Here is an 11,533-nt window from a genome sequence, read left to right on the forward strand (position 1 = left end):
GACCATGAAGAACTTCGCCCTCATTGGCGCCGCCGGCTATATCGCGCCTCGCCACATGCGCGCCATCAAGGACACGGGCAACCGGTTGGCGGTGGCGTATGACATCAACGACTCGGTCGGCATCATCGACAGCATCGCGCCCGACGCCGACTTCTTCACGCAGTTCGAGCGCTTCCAGGACCACGCCAACAGCCGGCGCCGGCAACCCGGGGCGGCGCTCGACTGGGTATCCATCTGCTCGCCCAACCATCTGCATCATTCGCACATCACATCGTCGTTGCGAATGGGTTGCGACGTCATCTGCGAAAAGCCCCTCGTTCCCACACCCGAGTTGCTGGACGACCTTGAACAGGTGGAGCGTGAAACCGGCAAGCGCGTCTACAACATCCTTCAACTGCGGCACCATCCCGCAATCACGCGTCTGAGGCAGCAGGTCGGCGACGCGACGTCAGCGACGAAGCACGATGTCGAACTGACCTACATCACGTCCCGGGGCAAATGGTACTTCGAGAGTTGGAAAGGCGATCCGCGCAAGTCGCTGGGCGTGGCCACCAACATTGGCGTCCATTTCTTCGACATGCTCCATTTCGTCTTCGGCAAGATGCAGCATTCGGAAATCCACCTCAACGAAGCCAACAAGGCTGCTGGTTTCCTCGAGTATGAGCGCGCCCGTGTTCGCTGGTTTCTCTCCATCGACAGCAGTGACTTGCCCGCCGATGTACGGGGCCAGAAGTCGACGTTCAGGCAGATCGACATCGGCGGCAAGGCATTCGAGTTCTCCGAAGGGTTCACGGAACTGCACACTGAAAGCTACCGCGCCATTCTGGCCGGAGAGGGATTCGGCATCGCCGACGTCAGGCACTGCATCGAGACCGTCTCCGCGATCCGTACTAGCCAGCCCGGCAGCATCACCGTCGACGCGCATCCTTTGGTGCGCAAGCAGGCCAAATGACAAATCCCGTCGCGGGCGAAGCGGTGGTGCACCCGACGGCCATCGTGGATGCCGGTGCCCGTATCGGCGCTGGAACCCGGGTCTGGCACTGGGTGCACGTGTGCGGCGGCGCGAGCATCGGCAGCCGCTGCTCGCTGGGGCAGAACGTCTTCGTCGGCAACGACGTCCGGATCGGCGACAACGTCAGGATCCAGAACAACGTGAGCGTCTACGACGGGGTGACGCTGGAGGACGACGTCTTCTGCGGGCCCAGCGCCGTCTTCACCAACGTCTACAACCCCCGGTCGGCCGTCAGCCGCAAGGATGAATACCGCCCCACGCTCGTGCGGCGCGGGGCCACCCTCGGAGCCAACAGCACGATCGTCTGCGGCGTGACGGTCGGCGAGTACGCCTTCATCGCGGCGGGGGCGACCGTGCTGAAGGACGTGCGTCCCTATGCGCTCATGGTGGGCGTTCCGGCGCGCCAGGTGGGCTGGATGAGCCGGCACGGCGAACGCCTCGCCTTGCCGCTCACCGGGAATGGCGAGGCCTCCTGCCCGGCCACCGGGCAGCGCTATGTGATGAAAGACGGAGAAATCGAATGCCCGCCCCAGTGATGCCTTTCACCGACCTGCGCACGCAGTACGAAGCGTTGCGTGCCGGGATCCACGCGCGCATGGACCGCGTGCTGGAGCACGGCCAGTACATCCTCGGCCCCGAGGTGGCGGAACTGGAGGAAGCATTGCGCGTCCGGGTCGGCGTGCGGCACTGCGTCACCGTCGGGAGCGGCACCGACGCGCTGCTGATCGCTCTCATGGCGCTGGGCGTCGGGCCCGGAGACGAGGTCATCACCACGCCTTTCACCTTCGCCGCGACCGCCGAGATGATCGTCATTGCCGGCGCGACCCCGGTCTTCGCCGATGTCGAGCCCGATACCTGCAACATCGACGCGAAGCAGGTCGAGCGGCTCATCACGCCGCGAACGAAGTGCATCATGCCGGTGAGCCTCTACGGGCAGGTCGCCGACATGGAGGAATTGAACGCGATCGCGGCGCGCCACGGCCTGGCCGTCATCGAGGATGCCGCGCAGAGTTTCGGGGCCAGCTTCCAGGGCCGGCCGAGCTGCGGGCTCAGCACCTTCGGCTGCACGAGCTTCTTCCCCAGCAAGCCGCTGGGCTGCTACGGCGACGGCGGCGCGCTCTTCACCGACGACGACGCCCTGGCGCAGGCCGCCCGCGAGATCCGGGTGCATGGCCAGAGCAAGCGCTACACGCACACCCGGCTCGGGATCGCCGGCCGCATGGACACCCTGCAGTGCGCCATCGTGCTCGCCAAGCTGGAACGGTTCGACTGGGAAATCGCGCGCCGCAAGATCCTGGGGGATCAATTCCGGCAACGCCTGCAGGCGGCCGGGGCGCCCGTGGACCTGCTGGCCGTCCGGCCGGACCGCGACTGCGTGTGGGGCCAGTTCACCGTGCTCGCGCACGACCGGGCGGGGCTGCAGCAGCTGCTGCAGGAAGCCGGCATCCCGAATGCCGTGCACTACCCGATTCCCCTCACCGAGCAGCCTGTCTACCGCCAGTACGCATCGGCGGCGGGCGCGCCGGTCGCCGCCGCGGTGGCCCAGCGCGTGCTGAGCCTGCCGTTCAGCGCGGACCTGACGGAGCAGGCGATGGAGCAGGTCGTGTCCGCCCTGAAAGCGAAGGCCACGGCATGACGTTGAAGGTCGTCACCGTGGTCGGCGCGCGGCCCCAGTTCATCAAGGCCGCTGCCGTGTCGCGCGCCTTTCGGGCCGCGGGCCCGGACGCGGCGTCCGAAGTCCTGGTCCATACCGGCCAGCACTACGACGACAACATGTCCGCCGTCTTCTTCGAGGAACTCGGCATTCCCCAGCCGCAGCACAACCTGCAGATCGGCGGCGGGACGCATGGGGCGATGACGGGCCGCATGCTCGAGGGGCTCGAACAGGTGATGCTGCAGGAGCGGCCGGACTGGGTGCTGGTTTACGGCGACACCAACTCGACCCTGGCGGGCGCGCTGGCGGCCGCCAAGCTGCACCTGCCGGTGGCGCACGTCGAGGCCGGGCTGCGTTCCTTCAATCGCCGCATGCCCGAGGAAATCAACCGGGTCCTGACCGACCGCCTCTCGCAGCAGCTCCACTGCCCCACCACGGCGGCCGTGGCGCACCTGCGCGCGGAAGGCGTTTCCGAAGGCGTGCACCTCGTCGGGGACGTGATGTACGACGTGGCGCTGCACTATCGTGATGTCGCCCGTGCGTCCAGCGACGCGCTGCGGCGCCTCGGCCTGCAGCCCGGCACCTTCGCGCTGGTGACCTGCCATCGCGCCGAGAACACCGACGACCCCGCGCGGCTCGCGGGCATCGTCGCGGCGCTGGCCGAACTCGCCCGGGAACTGCCGGTCGTGCTCCCATTGCACCCGCGCACGCGCAAGGTGCTGGCGGCGCAGGACCTGGCCGGCGCACTCGGCGCGGTCCAGGTGGTGGATCCGCTGCCTTTCCTCGACATGATCCTGCTGGAGCAGGAGGCGCGGCTGGTCCTCACCGATTCGGGCGGCGTGCAGAAGGAAGCTTTCTTCTTTGGGGTGCCGTGCGTCACGTTGCGCGACGAGACCGAATGGGTGGAGACCGTGGAGGCCGGAATGAACCGGCTGTGCGGAGCCGACCCGCAGGCGATCCTCGCCGCTGCGCGTGGTTTCCTGCGGGAAAGACCCGCCACGGCCTTCAAGCCATACGGTGAAGGCAATGCCGCCGGCCGCATCGTCGCGCATCTGCTCGACGGGGGAAGCGCATGAACATGCCCGTCTCCACCATCCAGTCCGATACCGCGGACAAGACCTCGCTCTACGGTGCCCTGAGGCGCCACGTGACGGGCTGGTACCAGCGCGCCTACGGCGACGCCTCGCCGCACGCCCGCATGATCGAGTTCTACGCCAGCGAGACCGAGCGGCGCACGTCCATCCTGTTCGGGCCCTGGGAGCAGGAGCTGCATGCCTCCCCGCCGGCGGCCGTGCTGGACGTCGGCTGTGGTTTCGCGAGCATCCCGGTCTACCTGGCCTGGCACTGGCGCCAGAGCCGTGTGCTTGCCACCGACCGCACGGATTACTACTACGCCTGCGGCGCGGGCGCCGCCGAGGAACTCGGCCTCGACAACATCCGGTTCGAGACCCGGGACATCGGCGCCATCGACCAGCAGGGTGAATTCGATCTGGTCATGAGCTGCAACATGCTGAACTTCATGACCTCGCCCGAGCAGCTGCAGGACGCGCTCGGCCGGCTCGCGACGGCCTGCCGCAGCGGTGGCCGGGTCGTCGTCTACACGCCCCACTTCTGGTCGTTCTTCGAGCCGTTCACGCGCCTGCCCCTGCTGCACTTCCTGCCGCCGGCGTGGCAGGACCGCATCGTGCGCAAGCTGGGCAAGCGGTCGGGCATGCTCGATGTCCGCAATCCTTCACTCGGCGAGATCAGGCGCGCGCTGGAGCCCCACGGCGTCGTGCTGGAGTCGGTCTATCCGCCGCTGGCCGTCCAGCGCGTCGCCGGCACGCACATGACTGCGTGGTTCCGCAAACGCTGATGGGCCTTTACGCGGAAATCTGGCGGCGGCGCGACCTGGTGCGCCACCTGGTGCGAAGCCAGCAGCAGGCCTCGATCCATCGCACGGCCCTCGGCAACCTGTGGTTCGCGCTGGTGCCGCTGTCGCAGATCGCCATCTTCTATTTTCTGGTGGTGGTGATCTTCTCCTCCGGGGCGAGTCCGGCCGCCGCCTTCCTGCTGATCTGCATGGGCGTGATGCACTACATGGTGCTGAACAACGTCAGCTCGTACGTGCAGCCGTCGATCTACAACGAGGCCAGCCTCCTGCTGCAGATCAAGCTGGAGCCGGTCGTGCTGGTCGCCGCCGGGTTCCTGCGCACGCTGAAGGTCTCCGGGTTCGGCATCGCCCTGTTCTTCGTGTTCTTCGTGGTCCTCGGGGGCCCGGTGAGCTGGCGCCTGCTGGCCTACCCGTTGGTCCTGGCACTCTGGCTCGCCCTGTGCTGGGTGATCGGCCTGTGGCTCGCCACGGCGGCGGTCTACCTGCGGGACCTGGAACGCCTGTCGCCGATCCTCCTGCAAGTGGTGATGTACCTGAGCCCGGTCATCTACACCTTCGAGATGTTCCCCTCGGCCTATCGCGATTTCTTCCTGCTCAACCCGGTGGCCTCGGCGTTCGCGCTGCTTCAGTGGTGCCTGCTCGGCCATGGCGTCTCACCGGCGCTGCCGCTGGCCATCGTCGTGGCGTGGGTCCTGGTGGGCGGATGGTTCGGCCACGCCTTTTACCGCCGGGCCCGGCCCGGCATGACCAAGGTGCTCTGACGTGGATGACGAACGCATCCGGCTCGACGGCGTGAGCATCCGCTTCCGCATGTCGTACCACAAGGTCGACACGCTGCCGAAGATGCTGTCGCAGTGGGGGGCCCAATTGGCGCGCAGCTGGCAGCCCGAATTTTTCACGGCGCTCAACGATGTGAGCATCGCCGTGCGCACGGGCGAGATCGTCGGCGTGATCGGCCGCAACGGCTCGGGCAAGTCCACCCTGCTGCGGACCATTTCCGGCATCTACCACCCCGACGCGGGACGGGTGGACGTCCGGGGCCGCGTATCGGCGCTGCTGCAGCTGGGCACGGGTTTCAATGTCACCCTCAACGGGCGCGACAACATCATCCTGGGCGGCTTGACCCTGGGGCTCTCGCGCCAGCAGATCGAGGACCGCATGGACATGATCGCGGACTTCGCCGAACTCGGCCGCTTCATCGACGTGCCCATGCGCTATTACTCCTCCGGCATGATGAGCCGCCTGAGCTTCGCCATGGTGCTGTCGATCGAGCCGGACATCCTGCTGATCGACGAGACGCTGTCGGTCGGCGATGTCGGCTTCCAGGCCAAGTCCAAGGCGGCCATGCGCGACCTGCTGCGCAAGGCCAGCTGCCAGATGATCGTGAGCCACGATCTCGCGACCATCGAGACGCTCTGCACCCGCGCGATCCTGGTCGAGGCGGGCCGCATCGTCGCCGACGGCACTCCGCGCGACGTGCTGGACCGCTATTCGGAACTGCTAGAGACTTCGGTGTCGGAGAAGACGTCGCTGCAGGGCATCAAGGAAATCTCGGCCGGCTGACATGCAGATCCGTGTCCTGGTTCCCCCGGCCGAAGCCATTCGCGCCTTGCAGCAGGCCGAGATGCGCTTCTTCTGGAGCGCGTGCGCGGAAAGCGTGCTGCGCCGCCAGGGCATCGTCAACGTGGTCACGGATCGCGCGGACGCGCCGGACCCAGGCACGAGCATGGCCCTCGTGGCCCGGCAGACGGTCCCCGCCAGCGCGCCTGCCGTGGCGCTGTACGAAGGCCCCCTCGCGCCGGCCGTGCTGGAGGCACTCGGCCTGCGCGGCACGCCCTGGCGCATCGATGCGGTGGAACTGCGCACCGGTGACGGCACGCACCTCGGCGAGGCGCGCTACGCCTCCGTGCTGACGCGGCGAATCCCTGCGGGAGGCGGACCCGCCCCCGCGCCGGAGCTGAACCGGCCTGACGACGCGCGCTGGTCGGCGAGCGCTGTGGCCATCCAGTCCTTCGATCCCGATGCGGCCTGGTCGGTGCTGCTGGAAGCACGCATCGAAGGCGAGTGGCGCGCGGTCGGCATCCAGCGCGGCAGCGTGGTGGCGCTGGGCATCCCGCTGTTCGACCTGCTGGCCGCCGGCTGCGCCTTCGAGCCGCTCGCGGCCGGCTATTACCAGATGGCCGCGACCCCCCCCGCGACGGCGGTCGAGCGGCATGCCGCCGACCTCGTGCGGCAGCTGGCGCTGGCCCACGGCCGCACGGTCGTCGAAGCCGCGCCTTGGCCGGACGGAGCCGACATCGCCTTGACCGTGCGGCACGACTGTGACCGCCGTGTCGGGCTGTTGCGGCTCTGGCGGCTGCTGCGCTTCTACCGGCACCGCGGTGTGCGGGCCAGTTTCGGCATCCTGCGCGGCCGCGTTCCGCGGCTGCAGGCCTGGCTGATCCTGCGCGAAGGCCACGAGATCAATCTCCATTCCGAAGCCGCCAGCGCCGCCGCGCTCGGGCGGGAGCGGGAGCACCTGGAGCGGCGGGCCGGCACGCGCGTGACCGGCTTCCATTCGCATGGCGGGCGGGGCAGCGCCGGTTTCCTCGGCGACCGCCTTTACGAATGGGCGGAGCAGGCGGGCTTCCGGTACGCCGAGATGCTGGGCCGCGCGTCGCGGCAGCCGCATGCGGTCAACCGCGTGGTCGACGGCCTGCCCGAGACGCGGGCTCTGGTCGTGCCGGGCGTGCACTACAGCCTCGACGCCGGGACGCGCGCGGCCGAACATCACTTCGATGCGGTGGCGGCCGGCCTGGACGGCGCCCGCGCCGACCGCGAGCACGTGGTGATCATGAACCACCCCGACGTCCACCTGCGCGAGTTGAGGAAGCTCATCCTGCGCGCCGGAAGCAATGGCATCTGGCACGCGACCCTTTCGGACGTCGCGGCCTGGTACGCCGGGACGCGCGGCGCGGCGCGGGTCAGCCACAATGGCGGGCATTGGCGCCTGGACATTCCGCAGCCGCTGCCGCATGACTTTTCCATCGTGCTGCGCGAGCCCGGCGGCCAGCGCGCGTTGACGCTTGTCCGGGGCCAGACCTCCGTGCAGCTCTCCTGACAAACCAAGGGCCGACATGGCTGATGACCACCGACTCGTAGCCGTCTGCTACATCCACCAGTTCGAGCAGGAGCGCACGCTGAAGGCCTGCGCCGAGGCGCTGGGCGGACCGCCCGCGCCGGAGCGGCTGCGCTATTTCTCCTCCTGGGGGCCCCTGCTGGACGGAACGCCGGCCTACAAGCCCTGCGCGCATTACCTGGCGCCGCTGGACGCCCGTTATGGGCGCTGCATCATCCTGCGCAACGCCATTCCGCTGCCGCCCTCGCCTGCGCTGGCCGCGGTCCTCGCGACCATGCTGGTCCGCATGGGCGAAGGCAGCGAAATCTTGCTGGAGCTGGGGCGTTCGCTGGTCCCGGCCGAAGGGTGGGTCGATGCCGCGCAGCTCGCGCAATGGTTGCCCGGGGCCACGCTCGAAAAGGCGCCCGGCGGCCGCCGAGGCTGGTTGCGGCTGGGCTGGGCGCCGGCGGTCGCGGAGGATCTGGCCGCGCTGCGAAGCACCTATCCCATCCTGCTGGACCGCCTGCCGGCGTTCGGCGAACAGCTGCGGCGCGCCGGCTTTCCCTGCGCCGATCCGCTGCAGGACCATGGCGGCTCGGTCGAGAACGCATTCACCTACTCGATGCATTGGGCATTGCACACACGCGCCGTTTTCGACGCGCAGGTCCGGGGCGCAAGTGGCGGGGGGCCCCTTGTCGGCATGGATGTCGGAGGCAGCCATGGCTTTCTCGCGTGCGAGCTGGCGATGCAGGGGCACCGGGTGACGGACCTCGAGCTGGATGCGTGGAAGATCGAGCACATCCTGCCGTGGCTGGCGCAGCAATGCGGCGTGGCCGACCGGGTGTCGGGCCTCGCGGCGCGGATGGAAACGCTGACCGGGCAGGATGCGAGCTACGACTACATCGCCTTCATGGGCAGCCTGCTGTGCATCGAACGCAAGGATGTCCCGCTGGTGCTCGAAACCGCGATGCGCCTGCTCAAGCCGGGTGGCGTGCTGGTCATCCGGGAAAACCTCGCGCTGGAGGCGAATGCGGCTCCCGGCAATCTCATGAACGCACGCTTTGCTCCGCAGGAAATGCACGACGCCATCCGGGAACTGGGCGAGGCCCCCCTCTACTTCGATCACCTGGGCATCCAGCGCAGCCTGCAGGAATACCTCAAGCTGTGGACGGCTTTCGCCATCGTGCGCAAGCCGGGCGGCGTGGCGCACCCGCCCGCCGAGCGCCCGGGGCTGTTGCAACGCATCGGCCTGGCGGGCCGCAAGGCGGGCGCATGATCGGCCTCTACTTCACCAGCGTCGCCCAGAACCCGGAGCAGCTGGCGGCCGCGCGTGCCCGGGCGCAGGCGCTCTGCAACGCGCCCGGCGCCGACACTTTCGTGGCGTCCCCGGCGGTCAATTTCACCGGGCAGCCCGACCAGGATCACCCTGAGATCTCATTGCTCACCGTCCTCCCTGCGGGCGGGCTGGAGGGCGCGATGCTGGTGCCGCCGGTGCGCCAGTTCCGCGATGCCTACAGCCGGGCGCTGCTCGGCCGCGTCCATGACGCCATCCGTCCCGGAGGCGCGATGGTAGTGCCCTTCCATGCACCGGCCATCGCCAAGCGCACCGGGTTCTGGGACCTCGCCTGGCTGCGCGACGTGCTGGGTAAGGAGACCCGCGTGACGGACGATGGCCTGGCGGTGTTCACGCGCGGCCCCGCTGCCCTGCCGGCACCGGTCTCCGTGCTCAGCGCGTTCTTCGAGAACGCGCCCCGGCTCGCGCAGTCGCACCTCGCGCGCCTGCAGAGCGGCGCGGCCGTCGACCCCGCGGCCTATCCGGAACTCGTGGCTGCCGCCGCGGGCCCCGCCGCGGGCTTGCGCGCCGCCGAGGCGGCGGTCCCGGACCTCGCCCAGGGCCTGGAGCAGTTCTATGCCTACATCACCTACAGCGTGACGGGAACTTCGTACAAGGCCGAAGCGGTCCGCCGCTTCATCGACATGTACCTGCCGGGCAAGAGCGGCCTGCGTGCGATCGACATCGGCGGCGGCATCGGCTTCGTCGACATGGAAGTGCTCCTCACCTGCCCCGCGGTCGCCCATGTGCTCAACTGCGAACCGGTGGCGGGCAACCTCCCACTCACCTCGCTGCTGTTCGGGCACTACCGCGAGCGGCTGGCCGGCCGGTACAACGTGACCGTCGCGACGGCGCAGGACTTCGCGTTCGCCGAGCCGGTGCACGTGATCTACGACTTCGCCTCGCTGCTGTACGTGCCGCGGGAGCAGCTGCCGGCCACGCTCGACCGGATGTGGAACGCCCTGCTGCCGGGCGGCCTGCTGCTGGTGCACGAGAACATCCGGCGGCCGCTGTTCGAGTCGAAGAGCTACTACGCCTCCGTGTTCGAAGCGGATGAACTCGAAGGCTACCTCCGCCCGTACGGCGAAATCGCGTACTTCCGCTCGAGCGACCTGCAGCCCATGAAGAAGCAGGACACGAAGGACCTGACCGTGTTCCGTGTCCTGCAGAAGCGCCGCTAGGATGTTCCAGGTCCAGGCTCCCTCGCGCGCCGCCGTCGCCCAGCTCCAGGAAACCGCGACCGCTTTCTACTGGAGCGCGAGCGCGGGCATGATCCTGCGCAAGCACGGCTTGCGCGTGGCGGCCGAGGGCGCCGCGCAGGCGGACAGCGCCTTCCCGCTGGTCCTGCGGGGGGTCGAGGGCCCATTGCCGGACCGCGGGTTCATCGAGGGGCCGCTGCCTGAAGCGTGGCTGCGCGAACTCGGTCTGGCGGCGGTCACCGCCAGCGCGGAGGAGGTGGCCCTTTCTGACGCGGACGGCGTTCCGCTGGGCCAGCTGGTGTACAGCCGCTTCCTCGTGAAACGCATCCCCGCCAGCCGGCAGGAGGTGACCGAGCCGCACGAATGGATCGACCCGGATCCGCGCTGGCGCAGCCGGCCGGTCGCCTTCCAGACATTCCCCGTGCTGCCCGCGGGCTGGCGCGTCGTCTGCCAGGCCGAGACGGGCAGCGGGAAGGCTGCTGTCATGGTGTCGGACGGCCGCCGCATCGTCTGCGGCGCGCCGGTCTTCGACATCCTCGGCCACATGCACGCGATGCCGGCGCTCACCGAAGGTTTCTTCAAGACCCTGAAGACCAGCTACCTGTACCCGTTCGAGAAGTGGCTGGTGCGCGAACTGGCCGCGCACGCCGGTCCCGCGGGGGCGCCCGGCGGCGTCTGGCCGCTGGGCATGACCAGCGCGCTCAGCATCCGCCACGATTACGACCGGCCGATCAGCGACGCCCACCTGGCGGACATGCTGCGGTGCTACGCCGGCCTGGGCCTGCGCGCCACCTGGTTCCTGATCGTGGGCAAGCCGCCTCCGCGCCAGCAGATCGAGTCGATGCTGGCCCTGGGCCATGAAGTCGCGCTGCACAGCATCGCCAACACGCTGGACGAATTCATCGAGGAGGCCCTGCGGTTCCGCGAGCTCACGGGCACGAGCGCGGCGGGCTTCACCTGCCATGGCGGCATCGGCAGCAGCGGCCACCTGGCGCTCACGCACAACCTGTGGGCCCACGGCGTCGGGATGCGGTACGGCGAGATGATCGGCCGCTGCCGGGGCGTTTCGCACCCCTTGGTCACGCCGCGGCCGGACATCCCGGCGATGCTGCCGCTGATGCTCCAGAATTGCCACCACAGCCTCGACCTCACCACCAAGCCCGACGGCCACCAGCTCGAACGCCTGCGCGAGGAAGTGCCTCGGGCCCTGGCCGAGGGCGGCTACGTGACGGTGATGAACCACCCGGACATCCACTGGCCGGAAATGCGGGCCTTGATGCAGGGATTAGACTTGCACCGCGTCTGGACGGCCACCCTCCGCGACGCCAACGAGTGGCTCCTGCAGAACCTCTTCACCGGATGACG

The 11,533-nt window shown here is 68.8% G+C and carries 11 protein-coding genes; all 11 read left to right on the forward strand.

Annotation, left to right across the window (positions count from 1 at the left end; genetic code table 11):
• Positions 1-4 precede the first annotated feature (4 nt).
• Genes FN976_RS05100 through FN976_RS05150 form a run of 11 tightly spaced genes read left to right on the forward strand, consistent with a single transcriptional unit; the run spans position 5 to position 11,531 of the window.
• Positions 5-952, forward strand: a complete 948-nt coding sequence (locus FN976_RS05100; RefSeq protein ID WP_145891662.1) for a Gfo/Idh/MocA family oxidoreductase — start codon at positions 5-7, stop codon at positions 950-952.
• A complete protein-coding gene (locus tag FN976_RS05105; protein WP_145891664.1) occupies positions 949-1,548 on the forward strand; it encodes an acyltransferase in 600 nt (199 codons plus the stop codon). The genes FN976_RS05100 and FN976_RS05105 overlap by 4 nt, the downstream gene beginning before the upstream one ends.
• Positions 1,548-2,648: a DegT/DnrJ/EryC1/StrS family aminotransferase gene (locus FN976_RS05110; protein WP_145892339.1), complete on the forward strand. Its 1,101-nt coding sequence runs from the start codon at positions 1,548-1,550 to the stop codon at positions 2,646-2,648. The genes FN976_RS05105 and FN976_RS05110 overlap by 1 nt, the downstream gene beginning before the upstream one ends.
• Positions 2,645-3,742: a non-hydrolyzing UDP-N-acetylglucosamine 2-epimerase gene (gene wecB / locus FN976_RS05115; protein ID WP_145891666.1), complete on the forward strand. Its 1,098-nt coding sequence runs from the start codon at positions 2,645-2,647 to the stop codon at positions 3,740-3,742. The genes FN976_RS05110 and wecB overlap by 4 nt, the downstream gene beginning before the upstream one ends.
• Positions 3,739-4,521: a class I SAM-dependent methyltransferase gene (locus tag FN976_RS05120; RefSeq protein WP_145891668.1), complete on the forward strand. Its 783-nt coding sequence runs from the start codon at positions 3,739-3,741 to the stop codon at positions 4,519-4,521. Before wecB ends, FN976_RS05120 begins: the two co-directional genes overlap by 4 nt.
• Positions 4,503-5,300, forward strand: coding sequence for an ABC transporter permease (locus FN976_RS05125; protein ID WP_145891670.1), 798 nt, complete (start codon positions 4,503-4,505; stop codon positions 5,298-5,300). Before FN976_RS05120 ends, FN976_RS05125 begins: the two co-directional genes overlap by 19 nt.
• A gap of 1 nt (position 5,301) precedes the next feature.
• Entirely contained in the window at positions 5,302-6,102 is an 801-nt protein-coding gene (locus FN976_RS05130) for an ABC transporter ATP-binding protein (protein ID WP_145891672.1), read from the forward strand.
• Between the two features lies 1 nt (position 6,103).
• The gene (locus FN976_RS05135; RefSeq protein WP_145891674.1) at positions 6,104-7,639 is read left to right on the forward strand and encodes a polysaccharide deacetylase family protein; all 1,536 of its coding nucleotides are present in this window, start codon (positions 6,104-6,106) and stop codon (positions 7,637-7,639) included.
• A 16-nt stretch (positions 7,640-7,655) separates the two neighbouring features.
• Positions 7,656-8,912, forward strand: a complete 1,257-nt coding sequence (locus FN976_RS05140) for a class I SAM-dependent methyltransferase (RefSeq protein ID WP_145891676.1) — start codon at positions 7,656-7,658, stop codon at positions 8,910-8,912.
• On the forward strand, positions 8,909-10,150 hold the full coding sequence (locus FN976_RS05145) for a class I SAM-dependent methyltransferase (protein ID WP_145891678.1): 1,242 nt from the start codon (positions 8,909-8,911) through the stop codon (positions 10,148-10,150). Before FN976_RS05140 ends, FN976_RS05145 begins: the two co-directional genes overlap by 4 nt.
• Before the next feature lies 1 nt (position 10,151).
• The gene (locus FN976_RS05150) at positions 10,152-11,531 is read left to right on the forward strand and encodes a polysaccharide deacetylase family protein (protein WP_145891679.1); all 1,380 of its coding nucleotides are present in this window, start codon (positions 10,152-10,154) and stop codon (positions 11,529-11,531) included.
• Positions 11,532-11,533: the final 2 nt, after the last annotated feature.

It is taken from the genome of Caenimonas sedimenti (assembly GCF_007833165.1).
GTDB classification, from domain to species: domain Bacteria; phylum Pseudomonadota; class Gammaproteobacteria; order Burkholderiales; family Burkholderiaceae_C; genus Ramlibacter; species Ramlibacter sedimenti.

What these genes read in the sequence shown, in the direction of transcription:
- FN976_RS05140 (WP_145891676.1), top strand. Translation starts at nt 7,656, where the DNA reads ATGGCTGATGACCACCGACTCGTAGCCGTCTGCTACATCCACCAGTTC.
- FN976_RS05145 (WP_145891678.1), top strand. Translation starts at nt 8,909, where the DNA reads ATGATCGGCCTCTACTTCACCAGCGTCGCCCAGAACCCGGAGCAGCTG.
- FN976_RS05150 (WP_145891679.1), top strand. Translation starts at nt 10,152, where the DNA reads ATGTTCCAGGTCCAGGCTCCCTCGCGCGCCGCCGTCGCCCAGCTCCAG.
- FN976_RS05110 (WP_145892339.1), top strand. Translation starts at nt 1,548, where the DNA reads ATGCCTTTCACCGACCTGCGCACGCAGTACGAAGCGTTGCGTGCCGGG.
- wecB (WP_145891666.1), top strand. Translation starts at nt 2,645, where the DNA reads ATGACGTTGAAGGTCGTCACCGTGGTCGGCGCGCGGCCCCAGTTCATC.
- FN976_RS05135 (WP_145891674.1), top strand. Translation starts at nt 6,104, where the DNA reads ATGCAGATCCGTGTCCTGGTTCCCCCGGCCGAAGCCATTCGCGCCTTG.
- FN976_RS05105 (WP_145891664.1), top strand. Translation starts at nt 949, where the DNA reads ATGACAAATCCCGTCGCGGGCGAAGCGGTGGTGCACCCGACGGCCATC.
- FN976_RS05120 (WP_145891668.1), top strand. Translation starts at nt 3,739, where the DNA reads ATGAACATGCCCGTCTCCACCATCCAGTCCGATACCGCGGACAAGACC.
- FN976_RS05100 (WP_145891662.1), top strand. Translation starts at nt 5, where the DNA reads ATGAAGAACTTCGCCCTCATTGGCGCCGCCGGCTATATCGCGCCTCGC.